The organism is Sporosarcina luteola (genome assembly GCF_023715245.1).
Lineage (GTDB): Bacteria > Bacillota > Bacilli > Bacillales_A > Planococcaceae > Sporosarcina > Sporosarcina luteola_C.
On sequence record NZ_JAMBNV010000001.1, the window covers coordinates 134,813 to 158,588 of the forward strand.

Consider the following 23,776-nt stretch of genomic DNA (forward strand, 5'->3'; position numbering starts at 1 on the left):
TACGTATGACGCGTTATCGATTTGAAACAGATGAACATGTCCTATTCCGTGAGACGCTACGAAAATTCCTAGCGAAGGAAGCGGTGCCCCACTACGAACAATGGGAAAAAGACCGGCTCATTCCCGTCAGTTTTTGGCGGAAGCTTGGGGAAATGGGGTTCCTTTGTCCGCAAGTGGAAGAGCAGTATGGCGGTCTCGGGCTCGACTTCAGCTATGGGGTCATCATCGGGGAAGAGATGGAACGGGTCGGAGCAGGCTTAACGGGGGTCGGCCTGCATAATGACATCGTCGTTCCGTACATCGAATCATATGGGACGGACGAGCAGAAGAAGCGTTGGCTGCCGGGATGCATCACCGCCGATTTCATTACAGGCGTTGCGATGACGGAGCCTGGAACCGGTTCGGACCTCGCCAACATCCGGACGACTGCCATAAAGGACGGCGATCATTATGTCGTGAATGGACAAAAGACATTCATTACAAACGGTGTGAATGGCAATCTGTTCCTTGTCGTCGTGAAGACGAATCCGCAGGCGGAACCGAAGCATAGGGGAATCAGCTTGCTCATGATTGAGGAAGGCACACTTGGATTTACGAAAGGCCGGAAGCTCGATAAAGTCGGCATGCATTCGCAAGATACCGCTGAACTGTACTTCGAGGATTGCCGGGTGCCTGTTGGCAACTTGATCGGCGGCGAAGGAAAGGGTTTCAGCTGTCTAATGGAAAAGCTCCAGCAGGAAAGGTTGCTCGTCGCATTGTCCGCACAAACAGCTTCAGAGGATATGCTCGAAATGACGCTTGATTATGTGAAATCACGGGAGGCGTTTGGCAAGCCCATCGGTTCATTCCAAAACACGCAGTTCAAGCTTGCGGAAATCGCGACGAAGGTGGAGCTCGGCAAAGCGTTTCTTGAATCGCTCATTGAAGATCATTTGGCCGGTAAGGACGTCGTGACGAAAGTGTCCATGGCGAAATATTGGATCACCGAAACGGCACGTGAAATCTCCGCGGAATGCATGCAGCTGCATGGAGGATACGGCTATATGGAGGAGTACAAGATTGCACGAAGGTACCGTGATATTCCGGTTGCATCGATTTACGCCGGGACGAATGAAGTCATGAAGATGATCATCGCGAAGAATATGGGGTTGTGAATAGAATAGCAGGAAGCTTGTCCGCATAGGATTGTGGAGGCGCAAGTGATTACTTGGGATGGTTGTACATGTTTCACACTATAAAAGCGCAAAAGGGGAGCGATTCAAATGATGCAAACACCATTACTACTATCATCGTTCATAAAAAGGGCCGAGCAGTTTTTTCCGAACAAACTGATAATCTCGCGCACAGGGCCAGACATGATACATCGCATTCCGTATCGGGAATGGGCGAAGCGGACGAGGAAGCTGTCGAACGCGTTGACGAAGCTCGGGATGAAGCACGGGACGAAAGTGGGGACTTTCGGCTGGAATCATCACCGACATCTTGAAGCGTATTTCGGCGTGCCAAGTACGGGCGCTATCCTTCATATGGTGAATATCCGCTTGGCACCGGAGCATATCGCGTATGTCATCAATCATGCAGAAGATGAGATTTTACTAGTGGATGATAACCTCTTCCCGCATCTTGAAAAGCTGGCACCGTTCTTGAAGACGGTAAAGCATTACGTAATCATGGGCGACAGCACTGATGTGCCGGAAACGACGCTTGCAAATGTCCATTCCTATGAGGCATTGCTGGCAGAGGCATCAGATCAGTATGACTATCCGGAAGACCTGGATGAAAACACGCCTGCCGGAATGTGCTATACATCTGCAACGACAGGCAATCCGAAAGGGGTCGTCTACACGCATCGAGGCATTGTTCTTCATAGTTTCGCGCTCGGATTGGCGGATGCGATGGGACTGCGTGAAGGAGATGTCATCATGCCGATTGTTCCAATGTTCCATGTAAATGCATGGGGCATGCCGTTTGCTGCTGTGTTCTATGGTTCTACGCAAGTCCTGCCGGGACCAGGTTTCAATCCGCAACTTATCCTTGATTTGATTGAACAGGAAAAAGTGACACTGACGGCGGGGGTGCCGACGATTTGGCTGGCGGTATTGAAGGAGCAACAGCAAAATCCGCGTGAGCTATCATCGCTTCGAGGAATCGTAAGCGGCGGCTCCGCATCTCCGAAGGGATTGATTCGTGCGTTCGAAGAGGGGCTCGGCGTACCGTTCTACGTCGGATATGGGATGACAGAAACATCCCCGCTCGTCAGCTTATCGGTTTATACGTCCGGCATGGAGGACTTGCCGATGGACGAACGGATCGATATCCGGGCGCTGCAAGGGTTGATCATGCCAGGACTTGAAGTGAAGATTGTGAATGAAGACGGCGAGGTGCCGTGGGATGGCAAGACGATGGGTGAACTTGCGATTCGCGGTCCTTGGATTGCGAGCGAATATTACAAAGACGACCGGACAGAGGAAGCGTTTAAGGACGGTTGGCTCTATACGGGCGACATCGCCGTCATGACGGATATCGGTTACTTGAAACTGATGGATCGGACAAAGGATCTGATTAAAAGCGGTGGGGAATGGATTTCATCCGTTGACCTCGAAAATGCGTTGATGACACACGAAGCGGTGTTCGAGGCGGCCGTCATCGCTGTTCCGCACGAAAAATGGGTGGAACGCCCGCTTGCCTGCGTCGTCTTGAAAGAGGGGAAAACTGCCGATGATGCGCTGAAAGCCGAACTGCTCAACTACTTGGAAGGCCAATTCGCGAAGTTATGGGTTCCGGACGACGTCGTGTTCTTGGATGAAATCCCGAAAACATCCGTCGGCAAGTTCCTGAAAGCCGCCCTGCGCGAGAAATTGAAGGGGCATGTGTTGGAAGTGTAATAAGGTGCCACTCGCTTTTGACAGCGGGTGGTTTTTTGATGGTGTTTACTAGCGGAATCCCCATATTTATGACGAATCGGTGGTAACTATGGCTGAGCGGTGATAAACCTCTTCTGAGTGGTGATAAACTCTGTCTAAGTGGTGATAAAGTGGTCGCGAACGGTGATAACTCAGTTCTAAGTGGTGATAAAGGATTTGATTATTAAAATCAATCTTGAACTAACGGTTTTCAACTCGCATTGCAGTCAAACGGTGCTGAACTTCCCTGAAGCGGTGGTAAAGTCTCGAGAATCGGTGGTAAATGCGGGAGAATCGGTGGTAAAGTGCTTTGCAACGGTGGTAAACACTCAAGCAACGGTGGTAAACGTCCGCGAGTCGGTGATATCGCCCTGCAAATCGGTGATAAACTTTATTCCACCCCACCGCATTAATTCGACCAGAAAAGGGAATAGCGTATAGGGAGCATAATTATGGAACGCCCAGAGGAATGTTCAATCACATAGGAGGTTTTAATATGCTGAACAGAATTCCGAAATCCGAGACGACAGCTTGTTCCCTTACTGTTTACAATGATGGTTTTGCGCTGGTGAAAGATACACGTTCCATTCCGCAGTTCGCGGAAAATGACGAGGTCCATTTTGTCGGGGTGGCAAGGAAGCTGAAGCCCGATTCCATCATCGTTGAAGGGGTGGATGTATCGGAGCTTGTGTATGAATATGACCTGATGGATGAGTTGAGGATTTTTGAAAAATATCTCGGTCGTCAATTAATTATCAAAGATCCGTACACCAAACAAGATCGGGCGTACACGCTGCTGCGCGGGAATGGGCCGGTTGTTATGCAAGACGTTGAAACGAAGGAAATGATCATCAACCCGAAAGGCGAGCTGAGATTCCCGGAAATTGAAGGCGGGAATCATGTGGAGCCGACACTCGTCTGGAAAGTAGCCGAGCAGCGAAGCAATGAAGTTTGTGTATCGTATTTGACGGGTGGTGTTACATGGGAAGCGGATTATGTCATATCCATGCATGGCGATCGTTTTGACATGTCGGGTTGGCTGGCGATGAAGAATTATTCCGGCGTCTCTTTCAGAGATGCGAAACTTCGCCTAATTTCCGGGACACTAAACAAAGCGGGCAATGAAAACGAAGAGAAGAGCGCTGAGCTATCGAGGCGAGAAAAGAAGAAGACAGAAGCGTTTTCCGATTTCCATACGTACACATTCCCGAAGGCAATCGACTTGGAAGACCGTCAACAGAAACAGCTGCGGCTTCTGTCATCCTCCAATTCAAAAGCGCGTATTATTTATGAAATCAATGAACAGACTTCGAATCCTGATATCTTCATCGAATTCGATAATACGGCGGAGAACGGTCTCGGCATTCCGTTGCCGGCGGGCGTTTTTAAGATGTACCGGACGAACCCGGATGATGGCAGTGCGGAATTCATCGGTGAATACGCAATTAAGCATACGGAAGTGAATGAAAAAGTCCGTTTGAAATCGGGAGAAGCTTGCGACATCGAAGTGAAAGCGAAAAAAACGGGCAAATACAAAGAAGGCGGATACGAGTATACCGAATACGAATACAGCATTTGCAATACGAAAAGCACTCCGGTCGAAGCTGTCATCCGCCAACCGGTACCCGGCCACTTATGGACTGTGGATGAATCGACGCATGAATGGCAGAAGAAACGAGATAAGATTCTGCTGCCTGTCCATGTTCCTGTGAATGTCGAGGAGAAAGTGAAGTTCACAATCCGACACGACCGATCCGCGAGAAGAACAATTGGTTTCTAACGAATAGCAATTCGTGCTATGCTTATATGTGGAAAAGCACCCGGAGCTGGGGATAAGACTAGCATTCGGGTGTTTTTTTATTCACATGTGGATAATATTCATTCAAAAACACCATTATTTCAGAAATTATAAACATATAAACAACCTTACCCACAATTTTCGGTGCATAAGTCGATTTTTACGAACTTATCCACTACATTCACATTCATACTCTGCATTTTTCTAACGTACAATCCATCAGGACAGGTTGGAACCTATAAGTGGATGTCAGCGTCAGATACAATTGACATATGTATGAATTTTTACAATCAGGGAGAGTGCCATGGAAAATTGGATAACGGAATTCATAGGGGAGAACGGCTATTTTGGAGTGTTCTTTCTACTGTTCATAGAGAATATATTTCCTCCGATTCCGTCTGAAATCATTTTGACCTTCAGTGGTTTCGCAACGGGTTTTACAGCCATGACGAAAACAGGCGTAATTATCGCCGCTACAATTGGCTCGGTCGTGGGCGCGATGGTTCTATACAGCATCGGCTTGCTTATTGATGTGGAGCGACTTGAGAAATTTGTGGAGCGGCGGGGACGCTGGCTGCGCCTATCGAAGAAAGATTTGAGGAGAGCTGATGCTTGGTTTGATAAATACGGTCCTTGGACAGTATTCTTTTGCCGACTCGTCCCGCTCGTCCGTAGTCTGATTTCGGTGCCTGCAGGGATGTCGCATATGAATTTTCCGCTGTTTCTATTATTGACAACTCTCGGGAGCTTCATTTGGAACACCATTCTTGTTACAATAGGTTTTAAGGTCGGTGAAAACTGGGAATCGATTGTCCATTATATGGACTTCTATTCAAACATTGTATATGTGATATTAGCAATTGGCGGAATTGCGGTTTGTATTGGATACATCCGGTTCCGCAGAAAGAGGGCTTAGTGGATGGATTTATTTGAATTAGTAAAGGCGTTGATCCTCGGTTTTGTGGAAGGGATGACGGAATTTGCACCGGTCTCCTCGACAGGCCATCTCATTATTGTTGACGATATGTGGTTGAAGACGGAAGAGTTCCTTGGAAAATATCCCGCCAACACCTTTAAAATCGTTATCCAACTCGGATCGATTTTAGCGGTTGTCGTCGTATTCTGGAAAAGGTTGCTCAGCTTGGTAGGTCTGTATAAGATTGATGGAAAGAAGATGACAAGCCGTTTCAATCTGATGCATGTCATCGTCGGCATGCTGCCAGCAGTCGTTCTTGGATTTGCATTTAAAGACTTGATCGATGATTATTTATTCAGAACAGAAACTGTTATTGTCGCACTTGTCGCGGGAGCCATTCTCATGATTGCGGCAGACAAATTCGGACCAAAAAGACCGAAAGTCCAAACGTTAGACCAGATTACATATCGTCAGGCATTCACTGTGGGGCTTGTTCAATGTTTATCGTTATGGCCAGGATTTTCACGTTCAGGCGCAACGATCTCGGGCGGGGTTTTGTTTGGAATGAACCACAGGACCGCAGCGGACTTCACGTTCATTATGGCGGTGCCAATCATGGCGGGTGCGAGCCTTGTCTCGGTTCTGAAAAACTGGGAAGATATGTCGATGGATTACCTATCGTTTTATATCGTCGGGTTTATAAGCGCATTTGTCTTCGCACTCATTTCGATTCGCTTCTTCCTAAAGCTTGTTTCGAAAATCAAACTTGTACCGTTTGCAATCTATAGAATTTTCCTAGCAATCGTCTTAGCAGCAATCGTATTTTTATAAGAACGTTTACGACTCTTCCACGGGTCGTTTTTTTATTCTCCAAAACAGTCTTCTGCTACACTAAAGAAAAAACGGCGGTGAAGAACTTGAGTGAGCAAGTATTGATTATTGAAGATGAAGAAGCAATTGCGCGTGTTCTTCAATTGGAGCTTGAGTTTGAAGGATATTCGGTTGGCGTCGCGCATACGGGGACGGACGGCCTTATCAAGTTCAGAGAGCAAGAGTGGGATCTAGTGTTGTTGGATCTCATGTTGCCTGGCATGAATGGATTGGACGTGCTGCGGAGGATCCGAGCGGCGGAAGATGGCACGCCCGTTATTTTATTGACAGCGAAAAGCGATGTGGAAGATAAAGTGACGGGACTCGACTTGGGAGCGAATGATTATGTCACGAAGCCTTTTGAAATTGATGAATTACTTGCTCGCATCCGGTCGGCGATTCGTACTTCCCAAAAGAAGGTTGTCGGGAAAGATGAATTCCTTCATGAGTTCGCCGGATTATCAATCCATGAGCAGTCCCGTGAAGTGAAGCGGAACGGTGAATCCATCGATTTAACGCCGAGGGAATATGATTTATTGCTTCATTTGATACGGCATCCGAATCAAGTGCTATCACGGGAACAGCTGCTTGATGCGGTGTGGGGCTTTGACTATTACGGAGATACGAACGTAGTGGACGTCTATATCCGATATGTCCGGAAGAAAATCGAACAACGGAATGAACCTTCCCTTATTCAAACGGTCCGTGGCGTCGGGTATGCATTGAAGGAACCAGTCCATGAAACTTAAGCAGAAGATTCATGTCTTTTCGACCTTGTTAATGTTCATTCTTCTCATGCTGGCGACAATCCTCATCTATTTTCTTTTCGAAAGGATGTCGCATAATACGGAATATGAACAGCTGCTCGGCCGGGCGAAAGAGCTTACCGCGGAGTTGAGCAAATTGGAGACGGAAACGGATGCTGGCATGGTGTTGCGGGCATTCATACCAGCGAATGGCGCAATCTCTATCATTGACAATAACAACAAACCGCTCATCAATGTTCAATCTTTAGCTGGACTCGGGAAGGTCGATGGCCATGTGAATCCGGGCAATTCATTTACAATCGACCAATTTGAGGGTACTGAAGCATTATCCATCTCGATGCCGATTGTATGGCCGACAGGTGAAGTCGTCACAATGAAGATGACGCAATTGCTGACAGATGTCGAGGAAAATATGCGAGTCCTGAAGTATGTCCTGATTGGTGTCACAACATTTGCGATGATTCCGATCACCCTCTCCAGTATGACGCTCGGCAGAATTGTCACCCAGCCTATAGAGAATCTCATAATTGCGATGAACAGGAGCCGGCAATCGGGTACATATGAAAAGATGACCGGCGTTGTGAATGGAAATGATGAGCTTGCGCAAATGGAGCGGACGTTCAATGAGATGATGGAGCAATTGGAACAGAACTATATGAAGCAGGAGCAGTTTGTCTCGAACGCTTCCCATGAATTAAAAACGCCTTTGACTGTTATTGAGAGCTACTCCCGATTGTTGGTAAGGCGAGGGTTTGAAAACCGGGAAGTCGTCGATGAGGCGCTGAATGCGATTATCTCCGAGACAGGCAGGATGAAAGAGATGATTGCTCAGATGCTCGACTTGGCCAAAAGCAGCGGTTCCCAAGCGTTCGAATTCTCGGAAGTCGATTTGACTCCTTTGCTGGAAGCTGCTGTGAAACTGTTGAGGCAAGCATACGGCAGGGAAATAATCATTGAAGCGGATGGGCCGGCAATCGTTGAAACGGATGGGAAGTTTGTGAAGCAGTTATTGTTCATTCTCCTCGACAACGCGCGTAAATATAGCGACGGGGAAATTTTCACTTCCATCGATGACCTGCAGGACGAAGTGGAAATTACCGTGAAGGATTATGGTAAAGGGATTCCTCAATCAGACTTGCCGCATATTTTTGACCGTTTTTACAGGGTGGAGTCTGACCGAAGCCGTAAGACGGGCGGCACCGGGTTGGGACTCTCCATTGCTAAGGAGATTGCCGACGGACTTGGTGCAACCTTGACAATTGAAAGTGTCGTCGACATGGGAACTGTCATCCGGGTTTTAATTCCGAAAAACAGAAAAGTTCTCAGGGAGTTTTAATGTTGGGGCAGTAAGATGTAAGAAAGGAGGATTTTTTACATGAACATATGGAAAAAACCTTGGTTCATCCCGATTGTCTTGACGATCATCATTGTCGTAGCAGGACAGCTGTACACATCAGGAAAGCTGACGAAGGCTGAAGCTTTGCCGGAACAGGAAATCCGTTCCCAATTGGCGATGATCTATGATGGAGAAGTCAAAGATCTTATGTTGGATGGATCTGTATATAAAGCGAAAGTATCGAGACTAGGAGCAGAATACGCTGTGGAAGTCGACGCAGGATCAGGCAAGGTTCTTTCGCTTATCCAGACGAAAGAGTCGTCTGAAACTGATTCGGTGGTAGGGACAGGCGAAGGTGAGCATCCTCCAGTTGTTGAAACATCACCAAATGAATCGAATATAGGGGATAGCGATGTGAAGGAAGAGGTGGATGACAAAGCGGATGCTAAGGCGGATAGTAAAACGGAAGTGCCAAAGCCGAATGTAAACAAGGCACCTGAGCAATCCAAGCCAACTAAGCAGGAGAAACCGCAGAAGACAGTCCTCATCTCTGAACAGCAGGCAATGAAAATCGGCTTAGGTCAATTGCCGGCCGGCACGATTGGCGAAGTTGATGATGTGGAATTTGTTAATTCATCAGAAGGCGGCTATTATTTAGTGCAAATTGATATCGATACAGAGGATGACATGGATGAAGTCACGTATCAAATCCATGCGATTTCAGGCAAAGTATTGACTGTCACTTGGGATGATTAAGCAATTGATTCTCTCATCAAACTCTAATATTCCTCTCAATGTCCTCTCATCTTCACGAGGTAGTATGAAGGTAGAACATAAAGGAGGAAAACAAACATGAAAAAATGGATGTTGATTCCTGCAGTGGCAGGAGTATTAGCTATCGGTGGTGTTGCGTTAGCGGAGGACTCGGTTCCAAGTGTTGCGAAGCAGGCAGAGAAAATGATTTCATTGCAAGAAGCGAAGCAGGTTGCTACGGAAAAAGTGAAAGGTGGCATCGTGACGGAAATCGAATTGGATAAAGACGATGGCCGGTATCATTTCGATGTCGACTTGAAAGATGGAAAGTATGAGTACGATCTAGAAGTTGACGCAGTAACGGGCGAAATCATCAAATTTGAAAAAGAAGCGGATAAGAACCACAAGCAAGTGAAATCCGATAAACTGCTGACGAAAGAGGAAGCGATCGCCATTGCAAAAAAGCGGGCATTCGGCATAGTGAAAGAAATCGAATTGGATGAGGATGACGGTCGTAAAGAATATGATATCGAAATGAGAGACGGCGAATTCAAATACGAAATTGAACTGGATGCTGTAACAGGCGAGTTCTTGGAATTTGAAAAAGAACGTTACCAAAGCACGAAAAAAGAAGTGAAAGTGCAGCCGCAAGATCAAGTGAAGGTACAAACTGAAAAAGTTGCAGCTTCTACATTGAAAGTCGTCGAACCGACAACTGAAAAACAGGCTGTGAAATTGGATGACAACAAGAAACCAAACAAGAAGACGATGCTTACGAAAGAGCAAGTAATCGCGATCGCCAAGCAACATGCAAGCGGCGTTGTAACTGACTTCGAGCTGGATGACAATGTCTATGAAATTGAGATGGAAGACGGCGACATTGAGTACGAGTTGGATATCGATGCCTTCACAGGCGCCATCCTTTCCTTTGAACGGGATGATGACTGAATAACTGAGTAAATTTGTCGAAAACATTAAACATAAAAACATAAAAACAAGCCGGTAGCTGCCATACTACCGGCTTTTTGGTGCTTGTAGAACCTGTGATCATGTCCATCAATGTAAATTTCGAACAGCGGAACTTGCCTATTTACATTAGGGTAGCTGTTCCGGTTCTTTGTCTGTCACGTCGAGTATATCCAGCAGGAAGACAAACACTGGAATCCCGATGATCAACCCCCAGACACCAAAGAAATTCTGTGAAAAGATGAGGACGATAAATGTATAAAACACAGGTAAATCCGTTTTCGAAGACATCAACTTCGGATTTAAAATATACGCCTCGATGGCATGAATGACCATGATTGCGATAAGCAAATAGACGACCGTTAGAATACCGCCAATCGTAAAACCGATAATCGTCAGAGGTACCAGTGAAATGATAACGCCCGCGACAGGAATGAGCCCTAAGAAAAAAATCATGATAGCCAATCCGATAATTTGGGGGAATCCGAGAATCATCAAGACGATGACGGACAAAAACGTGTTGACGAGGGCAATGATGAACTGCGCTTCGATCACTTTTCCGAAGGTACGTGAGAATTTCTTCCCGAAAAATTCGATTTCATAATAAAAAGGGGCAATCTTGCTGTTTTTAAACTTACCCGTGAACTCGATCAGCCGAGGTTTTTCAAGAAGGAAAAACAAACTCAAAATGATTGCAAGAAGCACTTGGATACTTGTTTTACTAATATCAGTAAACGATTTAAGCAAAAAGGAAAAACCGTTTTCTACATAACTCTTAATTTGTTCGCTGGAAATAACAGACTCAAGAAAACCGAGCAAAGGATTGTCAGGTGACTGCGTGGAGAAATTTGTTATCTGCTTAATTAGCTGGCTGATTTCAAGTGTGATAATCGGCAAATACTTGACGAGGCTGACAGTCAGCAAACCGACAATCACTGTGTAGAGGAGTATGACAATCAATTTATGATTCAACCGGGCATATTTGGTTGTAAAACCGACCAGACGGTTCATTAAAAATGAAAATATAAAGGTTAACAAAATCAAGTTCATCATGCTTCTAACACTAAATAGAATAATGATGATCAAAGCAAAAATAATAAACCGTTTAACTCCTTTTTTCTGGAATAAATTTGCTATCGAATCCATATAAACGAGTACCTCACCTATCCAATTATTATGTAAATTACTATACTTCTACTACAAGTATCCACTTGGCACAAAAAGATTACAAGTAGGGAGTCTTCTAGTTTATTGCATAAAGCATTGCTTTCATACGGGTGCTAGCAATTTTTCATATCTACTCCAAAACCGGCGGAAAATAGCAATCAAATTTCATACGCCTTTCCGACGACAGCCAATTCAGCCTCGCCCTCAAAAACTTCCTTTGCCGCATCCAAGATTTCAGTCAGATCGCCGTGCAAAGGCAGATGCGTCAGCACTAACCGTTTTGCGCCAGCCAATTTCGCAAGTTTCCCCGCCTCGCTGCCCGCCATATGCCCGGGTGCTTTGCCGAGATGCTCCTCGTACAAATTCGCTTCGCTAATTAAGAGATCCGTCCCGCGGGCAAATTCCACAAGCTTGTCATGCCATTCCGTATCTGCAGTCAACGTGACAGAACGGCCGTCCACCGTGAATTTAATTGCCAAACAATAGACGGGGTGAACCGTTTCGCAGAAAGTCACTTCAAAAGGTCCGATATGGACAATATCCGTTTCCTGAATAGCTACGCCGATCGTCTGCTCTTTATACGACAGCTTTACAAAATTCTCCTCGTCCCGATCATGGCCATAAATTGGCAATGCCGGCGACGGGTTTCCTAGATAATAATTGATGAGTCGGCTATATTGTAGGCTGCCGATGTCTGCGATGTGATCTGCATGATAATGGCTGATCACAACGGCATCCAACTTTTCGAGGGGCACATAGTTTTGCAGGGAAGAGAGCACACCGCTTCCGCAGTCGACGAGGCAATGAAACCCGTCATGCTCAATTAAAAATGAAGACGTGGCTCCATTCGCTTTCGGATAGCCACCCCAAATCCCGATCGGTATTACTATCATATATACCTTACCTCCATTTAATTCTATATGTTTGCTATTATACCTTGCGGGGTATATTATAAATGTATAATCTAATTACTAAAGGAGAGAAAAAAATGACAGCTACAGCTACAGTGTACACTACGAACACATGCCCATACTGCACAATGATGAAAAATTATTTGGATGAACAAAATATCCCATACCGGGAAGTGAACGTGCAAGAGGACGAAGCAGCAGGTCGGAAGCTCGTGGAAACGACAGGACAAATGGGAGTTCCGCAAACCGAATTGAACGGAAAGTGGATTTTAGGCTTTGACACGGCGGCTGTGCAGGCAGCATTGAAAGGATAAGCTTCTTGTGAACATGGAACTATTGAACTAAATCTGCCCTCATTGACTGAAAAAAAGTCAATGAGGGTTTTTTTGAATGATTGAGGTATAAAAGTCTTACTAAATTAATTAAATGAAAATTCGACGAGTAGATTCCCAATAGTCTTAGTTCGAGATATTTAGGCGGACAATTGAAAAAAAGAATACAAAGACCCACCTAAAGGTGCTCTGTTCCTTATTAGTATGAGATTACTCACGCTTTTTTACTTGGGATTTTAAGTTAAGTCATCAATAGTTGTTCATACATGGATAGTGGTGTCTTTGTGCCTAATGCTTATTATCCTGCTTTATATACCAAGTGCTCATCCCTTTTTTGACAACAGAAATATGGGATGGTAAACATATACATATAGTGTAAAAAATCTATTAATCTTGTAGTATGAAGTTGGAGGTAACTCACCATGAAAAAGTTATTAGTAACTGCAATGGCTTCTTTATTTTTACTGATTGCAGGATGCAATAGTGACGACAAGTCATTAAAGGATATCGAAGGATCTGCGGATGAGATAAATTCACCAGAGAGTGAGGATATTGGAGCCGAGGAGACGAAAAGTGCCCCGGATTTCCCTCCGGCACCTACTGAGGCAAAAGATATCATCGCTTCAGGGGCTGGAGAAAAGATGAAGGAACTCCAAGGGGCTGCAGAGGGGAAATTAACGACAGAAGACTTTGCGGAGATGGATGACTTCCCAGCTGAGAATATGACAGTTGATGAAATATTTAACGGCATCATTGAATGGTATGCAATGGATTATTCAGTTGTCCATGATCCGCTCTTTAACTTTGAACCGGATTATGGAGAATATGGAATCGATAAGAAGGAAACAAAGCAATTGAATATATCAGTTTTGATCGACGCGAGCGGAAGCATGAAAGCCTATGTTGGCGGAGAGCAAATGATGGCACTGGCAAAGGATGCGGTCAAACGTTTCGGTGCGGGCCTTCCGGAAGAATCCATCGTCTCTATTCGTGTGTATGGGCATGAGGGAACGGGTTCTACCGCAGACAAAGAAATGTCATGTGCAAGCAATGAGCTTTTTTACAGCCCAGATTTTTACGAGGAGAGTTCATTTAATGAAGCTTTGACCCAATTCGATGCTGCTGGATGGACGCCGCTTGCTGCTGCCATTAAAGCCGGCGGTGAAGATTTACGGGTAAAGGCGTCTTCCGATACACAGAACATGATTTTTGTAGTCAGTGACGGTGTGGAGACGTGCGGCGGAAATCCAGTGGAGGAAGCTAAAAAAGTAGCGAATTCCGACCTGAATGCCGAAGTGAACGTATTAGGCTTCAATTTAGATAGCGAAGGTCAAAAGCAATTGAAGAAAGTTGCAGAAGAGGGCAACGGGAAATATGCCAACGTTAAATCAAAAGTTGACTTTCAAAAAACATTCCAATCGATGCTAGCCGAAGCGAATGCGGTCGTTCGCGAATTGAACCAAAAGGTAGTACATGGAATGGATATTAACAATCATACCATTCGCCTTAATGATCAAGTTAATAAACTTCAATCTAGCTTCGGAGAGTTTGCTTCAGAGGAAGGCAGCATTTTGAGAATGGCTGTAAAAAGACTACGTGACGAGGATAGAATCGACAACGAGACGCAGTTCGCCTTGTCGGATTTGATTGATGAACGCCGTGACACGATAAGAACGTATGGGGAATCTCTCAGAAGAGAGAAACTTGACCTCGTTGAAAATACGAGACAGGAAATATTTAAAGCCCTGAATGAGGAGTGATGGACGTTGCATGTTCTAATTGATCAAACATTAGGAATCCCCGTTCCTACGGGCATTTCTGCAAGTACAAGGAAAATCAAAATGAAAAAGGGCCGGGAGTTAAAGGAATTCCTGTCCAAGAAAGAAAATAGCCTGATCAAATCAAACTTACCTTTTATTAAGCGGAACCTCGAAGTCGAGGTGGAAGAAATAGGAGCTTACCTTAAACAACACGAAAGTGTACTATACATCTTTGACGGCAATTCAACGGACGGACAATTCCTGAAGCGTGTGCGAAATTGGTATCTGCCCGAATATGTTCTTCAATTGGTGGACGGAGCGGAACATCGGGCATATGCCTACTATTTGATGAAACTGCTAAATGAGGGTTATTCATTGTCTTCCTCCCTGCCTCCGCCGAATGGCTATGTCATCAGTGGTAAAGGCAAGGTCGGACAATCTTCCTATTATAAGGTTGGAAGAAAATCTAAGGAGAAGAACTTTTACTTTCTTAACCCGACTACAAAGAAATTGCATAAAGCGCCTTCTCCGGAAGTGCTGATAAATAACTTGGTGAACCATCATCCTGATACGGAGTTTGTTGCTGTCGGAAACGTGGACATTAAAGACAATACAAATATCAGTTACCAGCACCTGCAAAAATGGGCTTTACCGAATTCTGTAAGCTATCTTTCCATCTTTCCACTCCCGGAAAGATCAGATGATAAATAGATTGATAATTGGAGTGGGCGATTGATGATTGATTCAAAAAGAAAAGCCATCATATTTTTAACGATTTCATTCATATTGGCGATTGTGACGGCGGGTGTCGTGCTTGTGCAAATCAGCCAGGCGCAGGAAAGATTAGGCGAAATGATCGAAGTGGCATCGGTAGGAAAGAACGTAAGCTCCTACACGGAAATCAATCCGGACGATATTGAGTGGGTGAAATTTCCGAAAACAAATGCGTACAGTTCATTTATTACGGATGCAAAAGACTTGGAGGACGTCATCACAATAGTTAACTTGAAGTCTGGCGATATTCTGACAAAGAATCTTGTGCGAAAGAAATTAGATATTCCTGCAAATGAAAGGGTCGTTTGGTTGAATGCAACCGAGATCGTCCTTATCGACCAGTCAGTGATGGAAGGCGACCTTGTAGATGTGATCGTCTCTAGGGAAATTGAAAAAAGCGTGGAAACGAAGAGGCTGCTCTCTAACGTGAAAGTTGTCCAAGTCGATGAAGATAAGGAAAATAACACCGAAAGCATCAAGATTTCCTTGCCGATTGCAGAGGCTGAGCAATTGATCCATTATCAAAACTTCGCGAAGCAGATCCGGGTTCTCCGTGTCAACCAAGTCGGGGATGAGGCGACATCCAGCGAGAAATCGACCCCGATCGTGGAGGAAAAGCCTGTTGAAAAGGATGCAGAGAAAAAGGAAACCGTCACAGATGTTGAGGTTGAAAAGAGCAAGGGTGAAAAGAAAGAGTCCGAAAAGGGCAAGGACGAATGATCATTGGTGAAAGAAGGTTAGAAGCGGATGTTCCAAGTGAATTCACTTTTACTGACAGGCGATGAGGAATGGCAAGCGTGGTTTTCGGAACATGCGAAAATAAATGAGCTGAATATGACAATTACGCAGGACATTCGGAAACTGACAGGGCAGCAAAACTACAATTTGTATTTCATTGACGTAGATGAAATACCTCTTGAACAAGTCGGGCCAAAAATCACAGCGAAAAGTGTAGTGGTCGGGTTGACAAGAACAGAAGACTTCGGTAGATCAAGGGAATGGTTAGTGAACGGGGCGAAAGATATCATCGTGTTCCCGGCTGAGGAGATGCGAGTTGAAAGTCTTATCCAAGACGTCGTCCGTCAGTATAAAATTCAAAGGGAAACGGACATGGGGTTCGGCACAGGCGAAGTGCATGCTTTTTACAGTGCAAAAGGTGGAAGCGGCTGTACGGTATTGGCGGCAATGATGAGTCAATCATTGAGTGTCCATCAGTCAAAAAAAGTGTTGCTCATTGACTTGAACGCACAATATGGGGTGACGGATACCCTCTTTTCCATTCAACCGCAACGCACTTATTACGACTTGCTTCCTGTCGTGAATGAAATGGAATTACGTCATTTGCAAAACATTGCTAACGAACATCCCGAAACAGGTGTCTTTATCATTTCCAGCCCATCCGACCCGGAAAAGACCGAAGAAATTACAGATGAGCTGATCTCAAAACTAATTCGAGTAGGTCGTATGCATTTTGATCATGTCATCATCGATCTTCCTTCTGCAATGAATTCCATTACATTCACTGCTTTGAATACAGCAACGAACCTGCATTATATATTGACGCCGGATAGCTTGGGATTACGTTCCTATAAATATGCAGATGAATTGTTCAAACGTTTTTCCATCGGCAACGGCATATCCAAAACGTTATTGTTGAATAAAGTTCACCCGAAAAATGAAATGACATCGTCGGATATTGAGAAGATAATCGGGGAGAAAGTTGACGCAATATTTACGGATGACTACTTCGGAATGCAGCCCAATATCAATATGGGCACGGGTTTTTTCAGAAGCAGGAAGCATAGGGGAGATTCCAAGGCAGCTCGGGACATGAAGAAATACATAGATTCCTTTGTCATGAAATCGAAGGAGTGATAAACATGTCATGGATCGAAAAGGCAACAGTAAAAAAGCAGGACCATAATTGGTCTGTATCCCAATCGCAGGTTGATATATGGGTCCGCCATTATAAAGGCCGTTTAATAAAAGAGGCTAACTTGGAAAGTATCATTGTCCTACAGCCGACAGAGCGTAAACAAACGATTGAAAGACTCATAATGCAAATGATCAACGAAGAAAAAGTAATTATCCCAAGTGAGCAGATAGAAGAAATTATCCAGCAATTGATTAATGAATCCGTCGGATATGGACCTCTTGAGGAACTGCTGAAAGATGATGCCATTACGGAAATTATGGTGAATAGCCCGTCTGAGGTGTTCATCGAGAAAAATGGAAAGTTGGAAAAGTCACCTGTCCGTTTTAATAATGAAGAGCATATCCGTCACATTATCGATCGCATCATTGCACCATTGGGCAGAAGGATTGACGAAAGCTACCCCATGGTGGATGCGCGGCTTTTGGATGGCAGCCGTGTCAATGCAATCATTCCTCCGATCAGTCTGGATGGCCCGTCTATCTCCATCCGTAAATTCAAGAAAGATCCTTATACGCTTGATGACTTAATGTCGTTTGATAGTTTCTCCGAAGAGATGGGGTCATTCCTAAAAGCGGCGGTCATGGCGAAAGCGAATATCCTCGTTTCGGGCGGAACCGGCAGTGGGAAAACGACTCTTCTGAACGTGTTGTCCGACTCTATTCCGCCAGGCGAGAGAATTGTAACAATTGAGGATATGGCGGAGCTTCGTTTTTCATACGAAAACCTTGTCCGATTGGAGGCGCGCCCCCCAAATATGGAGGGGACCGGGGAAGTGAAAATCCGTCATCTGGTACGAAATGCACTTCGGATGCGTCCAGATCGGATCATCGTCGGGGAGGTGAGGGGATCGGAAGCAATTGACATGCTCCAAGCAATGAACACCGGACACGAAGGATCTTTGACAACGGTTCACGCAAACACCCCGAAAGATGCTTTAGGGAGACTGGAAGCCATGGTAATCATGTCGGGCTTGCCGTTGACAGTCGATGTTATCCGAGGGTATTTTGTCGGGGCGTTGAATTTGATTGTCCAAACTTCAAGGTTCACAGATGGAAGGCGAAGAATCGTCAACATTTCAGAACTCGTTGAAGTAGACGGCAACATCAAAGTGAAGGATATATTCGAATTCAACAGGACCGCAACCCTACCGGATGGAAGAATCGAAGGTACCTTCCGTTCAACGGGTTATATTCCGAATATGTTGGATCGCATTAAAAGCTTCGGCATCCCTTTCGATGAAAAGGTCTTTAAGGAAGGTATGTACGTATGAGCTGGACACTGCCTTTATTGACATCGACCATATTTACGTTCTGCATTTCCATCTACTATATAGCAAAAAGCAAGGGGCAGAAAAACGCCAAAAAGAGGGTCGATGACTGGTTCGATGTAGAGCTGGAGAAGGAGAGGAAGAGTGTCGTCCTCCTACTAGGCGGGCTTTACGACCGCTCTGAGCTCTCTCAAGACCTACACAACAAGTTGAAGCAAGCCAACCTCTCCCTTATGCCGTCGGAGTATATGGGAATCTATGTTTTGCTAATAGCTTTACTAACTTTTATCAATAAATTTGTACTCGGTCTCTACTTCACGATGGCTATTCTGATTGCTTACTTGATTGTAATGGGCAGCTCGAAAGCTTTCCTCAGTACGAGGAAGAACAAACGCACCGAGTCGTTTAACAATCAATTACCGGAAATCTGCCGGACGATGTCCAATGGGATAAAAGCCGGACAAACGATTCCGCAGGCGATTGAAATGGTCGCTCATTCCGTCAAAGCGCCTAACGGACCTGAATTCCAACGATTCAACCAGCGATTAAAGCTAGGGGATAGTCTTGAAAAAGTATTGAATGAATTTCGTGAACGAGTGCCAAGCAATGATGTATCCATATTTGTCAGTACGATACTCATCCAGCAAAAAGTCGGCGGCAATCTGTCCCAAGTTTTATCGAACATGGCAGAAACGCTTGAGGAGCGGAGCCGCGTCCATAAGGAAATCTCAACAGTAACGGCGGAAAGCCGCTCGATTGCATATATTCTCGTCGTCATGCCATTTCTGATGGCCCTTATGATGAACTTGTTCATAAAAGGATTTCTGAATGTCCTATTTACGCCGTTTGGGCTAATCTTGTTCGTGATTTTTACGGCAATTGTCCTATGCGGTTTCGTCTTGATTAGAAGAATTACGGATATAAGGGTGTAGTGTATGCAAATTATCGGTTTTTTCGCCATGTTGATGTTTAGTTTCATTTTGATCTTTCTGTTTATCAGCTTTATTTATTTTTACTTGTATATCGCAAAAAAGGAAAACTTACTGAATGCCCAAGGATATAGGAAAAGCAAAAAGAAGAAATCGTCGCTGAGGAATCGGATCTTAAACCCCCTAGTAAGATGGGGAACAAAAGCGGGTCCGGTCGGTATGAAATATCCGCTCTTCCTGAACGCGGCGAAGCATGAGAAATGGCTCAAGGAAGCGGGCAGACCATTAGGAATGACATTGGAATCCTTTTTCGGATTCCGGTTCGTCCTCATTCTGATCGGTTTGGGTTTTGGAAGCATCTATACATTCCTTGGCATGCCATTCGCTCTTCCTGTCCTACTTCTTTCCATATTATCAGGTGTAATGGGACCGTCAGTATGGCTTTATTTATCGGCGAAAAGACGGCAAGAGGCAATAAGCATGATGATGCCGGATTTCCTTGATACGGTCAGCGTCACGCTGCAGGCAGGTGTAAGCCTTGATGGTGCGCTCATCCATGTCACGAATCAATTCGATGGACCGCTCAGTGAAGAAATCGATCGGTTCAACAAGGAAATCGAACTGGGCGTACAAAGGAAAACGGCTTATTTGAACTTGATTGACCGCAATTCCTCGAAAGAATTGCAAACATTGGTGAATGCCCTTATACAAGGCTCTTCTCTTGGAGTCGCAGTGGCGAGGACGTTCAAGCTTCAGGCGGAAGATTTACGTTTGACCCGCGGCTTCAAAGCGAAAGAAAAAGCGGCCAAAGCGAATCCTCAAGTGACGCTTGTTACAACATTCTTTATTGCACCGGCTGTCTTTGGCTTCATTATGGGATTGATTGTGTTGAATATCATTTATAATCCTGAAGCTTTTGGATTGGATGCGTTTTTTAAATAAACTATAAAATTTATGGAGGTAAGGAAAATGATGAAGAAGATCTGGTGGAATTTTAATGCGAAGTATTTGACGTATGTGAAAAATGAAAGAGGAGCACAAGCATTGGAATGGGTGGCACTTGGTCTCGTCGTTATTGCGATCATGTCTGCCATTGCAATGGGAATCCAAGGATCCAGCATCGGTTCGACAATCGTTTCGAAATTGGAAGAGATGATTGAAGGAATCGGTGGTTAAGTGAGCTTGGGGTGATGAAAGTGCTAACTAGATGGTATTCCTATGTTAACAATGAAAGGGGATCACAGGCCCTGCAATTTTTAGGGCTGTTCCCCTTGATATTACTCTCCATGCTGATCATTTGGCAGGTCGGTTTGATTTCCTATTCGGTCGTTGTTGCAGAAGCGGCGGCACGTGACGGTGCAAGGGCCGCTTCCGCTCATGATGATAATTGGGAGGAAATTGCAAGGAACTCAGCATACGGTCTCGAAGTGGTAGTGACGGGCGGACCTGGGGAAGATGTAGCTACTGTCAAAGTGAAGGCGAAAGCTCCCATCATCAGTTTGCCTTGGATAAAAAACATGGAATTTGATTTTACTGCGGACGCCGTCATGCCAATGGAGAAAAAGAGGGAATGACGATGAAAGAAATGAAGCGGTACTTGAAGAATGAACGTGGAGATGGACTAATGCTCGTCATCATCGGCATGCTTTTTGTTTCCATCTTCATTTGTTTTCTCTTCTTTGACTTCTCAAATGTATTCATCAGTAAAAGAGTGAGCCAAACAGGTGCTGATGCCGCCGCACTTGCCGGGGCCAGAAGCTCATCGGATTATATGAGCGAAGTGCTGAAAGAGAAAGTGGAGGACGAGCTGGAAAGTTTGGCGGATGCATGGGAAGCCATTAAGGAAGCGCTTGGAAGTTCCAGCAGCGATGGTGAGGAAGGCGAAACACGGACGATCGAGGAAATTTTTGATGAGTTTATTAGAGGGATTGAAAGTAGCAAAGGTAAATCGATGCCTGGTGATATAAGAAGCTTTATTTGGAACGGATCTGGGGAAGTGAAAGGGACGCCGGCGCTCATCTTTTTATTCAAGGATCCCCAAATAAGTGAAATGGCCTGCAAGGCGGTCCGTGATCATCTACATACATCACGCCAAGAGGCGGTTTCATTTACGGAGAAGAACCAAAATGATCGCCTTGTCGACTATCAATTTTTGGAAGAAGAATTCAAAATCTATGCAAAAACGGAACGGGATGGCAAGTATATAACTGTACCCGATTCGTCGCTCAGTGGAATTAGCGCATCGGCCGCCGTGCAAATCGGCTCGCCTAAGGGTGTTAAAATCAGCTGCTCTTAATTGGCAAGCTACTCATTTTATTTGAAGAAAAAAGGGAATGAATTCGAGTCACGGTAGTTCCGAAAGGGCGTGAAAGTTTTGAGGGGCAAGCTGAAAATAGGGGTCATCTTTACAGTCTTTTTGACTTTCTTTCTATTTGACTATTCAAAGCTAGCCATTGCCAATGTCTCTGATATTGAGTATGACTCTCCTTCGTTTATAGATACGGAATATGACGGGGAAGGCAACAATGACTCTGAAGATACAGGGGACTCGCGTAATTGGTTTGAAAAACTGTTAGATGATTTAAAAGGATGGGGCGGCGACGCCAAAGATTATGCTATTGATCAATGGGGAAAATTCGAGGAATGGTCTTCTGATAGATGGGGCGAATTCACAGAATGGGCTCCGGGTGCATGGGATACTGCGATGGATTGGCTCGGGGATCGCCTGACGGATATAGGAGACTTCTTCGTATGGGTGTGGGAACATGAATGGGTGCAAGTTGTTGTCGGGGCAGTCATTTCAACTGGTGTCATCATCGGTGGGCTCCTATTATTCGGTACGCCAGTCGGCTGGGGGATTCTTGCCGTTGTTGGTGTAGGTTCTCTCATCGGCGGAGGGGTTTACTGGCTGATGTCAGGTGATGACTTCAGCTTCTGGGGTTCCTTAGGATCTTCCTTCTTAGGTGGGTTGGCAGGATTAGGAATCTACGCAGGCGTGACATCTGGTCTGTTTGTGACTGCATGGAGACTTACAAGTACATTTGCCACGAAGGCGTTTGTTGCTTCTAGGGCCTTTATTTCAACACAGTTCAGTGCCGCGGTTGCATGGACAGGACGCGCACTAACTAAAGCAGGTACTTTTATATCGACAAGATTCACGGCCATGGTTGGAGCGATAAAGAGTGCATTCACTGCTGCAGTTACATGGGTAGGAAAAGCACTGAGTAGTGCAGGAACTTATTTATCAACAAAGTTTGCCAGTATCGCTTGGAAGAGCGTCCTTACGAAAGCGGCGTGGGGTGCTGGAGGCGGTATTGTATTCAATACATTATCTTACCTCATTGGAACACCTGTTGATGAAATCGTTTGGCGAGAGCTCTTTATAGAAGCGACAATTGGTGGAATATCAGGAGCAATTTTAAGTCCGTTTCTGGCAGTTCAGCACATCTCGAAGTGGGGAGTCGGGTTCGTTACAGCGTATGCTGGTTTCGAAAACTTCTGGATGGAAGGATGGAAAGACGGCGAGTGGAAGTGGGAGAATATCCTGACCGGAGCTGCGGCAGCGGCCGTTCTTGGTGGAATTATGAAGTTTGTGGATATCGGAAAGTATTATGGAAAATTGAAAGATGCAATAATGGGTGGAAACACGCCACTTGAACTTGTTGATGAAGTGATACTTGATAATATTACAAACCCAATTGAAGATAAAATCAAAGACGTATTTGATGATTTTGTAGATACGGATTCACCTAAAGATACAAACCTATCAGATCCGCAGCCAGAACCGAAGCCGGAACCGCAGCCAGAACCGCAGCAGGAACCGAAACCGGAACCGGAACCGAAGCCGGAACCGCAGCCAGAACCGCAGCAGGAACCGAAATCGGAACCGCAACCAGAACCGCAACCAGAACCGCAACCGGAACCGGAACCGAAGCCGGAACCGGAACCGAAGCCGGAACCGGAACCGAAGCCGGATCCGAAACCGGAGCCGCAGCCGGAACCGAAACCGGAACCGGAACCGAAGCCGGATCCGAAACCGGAGCCGCAGCCGGAACCGAAACCGGAACCGAAGCCAGAGCCGCAGCCGGAACCGAAGCCGGAACCGCAACCGGAACCGAAGCCGGAACTGCAACCGGAACCGCAACCGGAACCGCAGCCGGAACCGCAGCCGCAGCCGGAACCGCAGCCGCAGCCGGAACTGCAGCCAGAACCGCAACCTGATCTAGATACAGAGCCGAACTCTGGCCAGGATTCTTCGAATGTTACCGATAAAGCGAGCGATTCAGAGGTTCAAGATAGAAAGAGTATAAAGGATCAAATAAAATCGAAAAGTGGTAGAATCATTTATAATGAAACAAATCCATCCTTTTTAGATTTATGAGAATGAGAGG

General features: G+C 45.4%; 23 protein-coding genes. 21 read left to right on the plus strand and 2 right to left on the minus strand.

The genetic code is table 11. The features are described from left to right. The first annotated feature begins 5 nt into the window (after positions 1-5). The 9 genes from M3152_RS00715 to M3152_RS00755 all read left to right on the plus strand — a co-directional run bounded on the left by M3152_RS00715 (position 6) and on the right by M3152_RS00755 (position 10,291). On the plus strand, positions 6-1,154 hold the full coding sequence (locus M3152_RS00715; protein ID WP_251693146.1) for an acyl-CoA dehydrogenase family protein: 1,149 nt from the start codon (positions 6-8) through the stop codon (positions 1,152-1,154). Positions 1,155-1,262: 108 nt separating this feature from the next. Further along, on the plus strand, positions 1,263-2,885 hold the full coding sequence (locus tag M3152_RS00720; protein ID WP_251693147.1) for a long-chain fatty acid--CoA ligase: 1,623 nt from the start codon (positions 1,263-1,265) through the stop codon (positions 2,883-2,885). Positions 2,886-3,399: 514 nt separating this feature from the next. After that, positions 3,400-4,683, plus strand: a complete 1,284-nt coding sequence (locus tag M3152_RS00725) for a DUF4139 domain-containing protein (protein WP_251693149.1) — start codon at positions 3,400-3,402, stop codon at positions 4,681-4,683. A 322-nt stretch (positions 4,684-5,005) separates the two neighbouring features. After that, a complete protein-coding gene (locus M3152_RS00730) occupies positions 5,006-5,617 on the plus strand; it encodes a DedA family protein (protein WP_251693151.1) in 612 nt (203 codons plus the stop codon). A 3-nt stretch (positions 5,618-5,620) separates the two neighbouring features. Further along, a complete protein-coding gene (locus M3152_RS00735) occupies positions 5,621-6,448 on the plus strand; it encodes an undecaprenyl-diphosphate phosphatase (RefSeq protein ID WP_251693153.1) in 828 nt (275 codons plus the stop codon). 86 nt (positions 6,449-6,534) lie between these two features. After that, positions 6,535-7,236: a response regulator transcription factor gene (locus M3152_RS00740; protein ID WP_251693156.1), complete on the plus strand. Its 702-nt coding sequence runs from the start codon at positions 6,535-6,537 to the stop codon at positions 7,234-7,236. Next, the gene (locus M3152_RS00745; protein WP_251693158.1) at positions 7,226-8,590 is read left to right on the plus strand and encodes a sensor histidine kinase; all 1,365 of its coding nucleotides are present in this window, start codon (positions 7,226-7,228) and stop codon (positions 8,588-8,590) included. Before M3152_RS00740 ends, M3152_RS00745 begins: the two co-directional genes overlap by 11 nt. 39 nt (positions 8,591-8,629) lie before the next feature. After that, positions 8,630-9,346 (plus strand): PepSY domain-containing protein, encoded by a 717-nt coding sequence (locus tag M3152_RS00750; protein ID WP_251693160.1) that lies wholly within the window; start codon positions 8,630-8,632, stop codon positions 9,344-9,346. A 96-nt stretch (positions 9,347-9,442) separates the two neighbouring features. Continuing rightward, complete coding sequence (locus tag M3152_RS00755) at positions 9,443-10,291, plus strand: PepSY domain-containing protein (protein ID WP_251693162.1); 849 nt, start codon at positions 9,443-9,445, stop codon at positions 10,289-10,291. Positions 10,292-10,438: 147 nt separating this feature from the next. Here the strand turns inward: M3152_RS00755 and M3152_RS00760 are convergent, their stop codons facing one another. Together M3152_RS00760 and M3152_RS00765 are read right to left on the minus strand one after the other, a co-directional pair. Next, complete coding sequence (locus M3152_RS00760; protein ID WP_251693164.1) at positions 10,439-11,455, minus strand: AI-2E family transporter; 1,017 nt, start codon at positions 11,453-11,455, stop codon at positions 10,439-10,441. Positions 11,456-11,634: 179 nt separating this feature from the next. Continuing rightward, positions 11,635-12,369, minus strand: a complete 735-nt coding sequence (locus M3152_RS00765) for an MBL fold metallo-hydrolase (RefSeq protein WP_251693166.1) — start codon at positions 12,367-12,369, stop codon at positions 11,635-11,637. A 95-nt stretch (positions 12,370-12,464) separates the two neighbouring features. Between M3152_RS00765 and M3152_RS00770 the strand changes: the two genes are divergently transcribed. The 12 genes from M3152_RS00770 to M3152_RS00825 all read left to right on the plus strand — a co-directional run bounded on the left by M3152_RS00770 (position 12,465) and on the right by M3152_RS00825 (position 23,766). Then, positions 12,465-12,701, plus strand: coding sequence for a glutaredoxin family protein (locus tag M3152_RS00770; RefSeq protein ID WP_251693168.1), 237 nt, complete (start codon positions 12,465-12,467; stop codon positions 12,699-12,701). Between the two features lie 440 nt (positions 12,702-13,141). Beyond that, positions 13,142-14,479 (plus strand): vWA domain-containing protein, encoded by a 1,338-nt coding sequence (locus tag M3152_RS00775; RefSeq protein ID WP_251693169.1) that lies wholly within the window; start codon positions 13,142-13,144, stop codon positions 14,477-14,479. Between the two features lie 6 nt (positions 14,480-14,485). Next, a complete protein-coding gene (locus tag M3152_RS00780; RefSeq protein ID WP_251693171.1) occupies positions 14,486-15,190 on the plus strand; it encodes a hypothetical protein in 705 nt (234 codons plus the stop codon). Positions 15,191-15,214: 24 nt separating this feature from the next. Then, positions 15,215-15,973 (plus strand): Flp pilus assembly protein CpaB, encoded by a 759-nt coding sequence (gene cpaB, locus M3152_RS00785; protein WP_251693174.1) that lies wholly within the window; start codon positions 15,215-15,217, stop codon positions 15,971-15,973. Positions 15,974-16,000: 27 nt separating this feature from the next. Beyond that, the gene (locus tag M3152_RS00790) at positions 16,001-17,128 is read left to right on the plus strand and encodes an AAA family ATPase (RefSeq protein WP_251693176.1); all 1,128 of its coding nucleotides are present in this window, start codon (positions 16,001-16,003) and stop codon (positions 17,126-17,128) included. Positions 17,129-17,133: 5 nt separating this feature from the next. Next, complete coding sequence (locus tag M3152_RS00795; protein ID WP_251693178.1) at positions 17,134-18,459, plus strand: CpaF family protein; 1,326 nt, start codon at positions 17,134-17,136, stop codon at positions 18,457-18,459. Further along, positions 18,456-19,388 (plus strand): type II secretion system F family protein, encoded by a 933-nt coding sequence (locus tag M3152_RS00800; RefSeq protein WP_251693179.1) that lies wholly within the window; start codon positions 18,456-18,458, stop codon positions 19,386-19,388. The genes M3152_RS00795 and M3152_RS00800 overlap by 4 nt, the downstream gene beginning before the upstream one ends. Positions 19,389-19,391: 3 nt before the next feature. Continuing rightward, positions 19,392-20,327 (plus strand): type II secretion system F family protein, encoded by a 936-nt coding sequence (locus M3152_RS00805; RefSeq protein ID WP_251693182.1) that lies wholly within the window; start codon positions 19,392-19,394, stop codon positions 20,325-20,327. A 27-nt stretch (positions 20,328-20,354) separates the two neighbouring features. Further along, complete coding sequence (locus tag M3152_RS00810) at positions 20,355-20,561, plus strand: hypothetical protein (RefSeq protein WP_251693183.1); 207 nt, start codon at positions 20,355-20,357, stop codon at positions 20,559-20,561. Between the two features lie 20 nt (positions 20,562-20,581). Next, on the plus strand, positions 20,582-20,959 hold the full coding sequence (locus M3152_RS00815) for a TadE/TadG family type IV pilus assembly protein (RefSeq protein ID WP_251693185.1): 378 nt from the start codon (positions 20,582-20,584) through the stop codon (positions 20,957-20,959). A gap of 2 nt (positions 20,960-20,961) precedes the next feature. Next, positions 20,962-21,681: a pilus assembly protein TadG-related protein gene (locus M3152_RS00820; protein WP_251693187.1), complete on the plus strand. Its 720-nt coding sequence runs from the start codon at positions 20,962-20,964 to the stop codon at positions 21,679-21,681. Between the two features lie 78 nt (positions 21,682-21,759). Then, positions 21,760-23,766, plus strand: coding sequence for a hypothetical protein (locus M3152_RS00825; RefSeq protein ID WP_251693189.1), 2,007 nt, complete (start codon positions 21,760-21,762; stop codon positions 23,764-23,766). Positions 23,767-23,776: the final 10 nt, after the last annotated feature.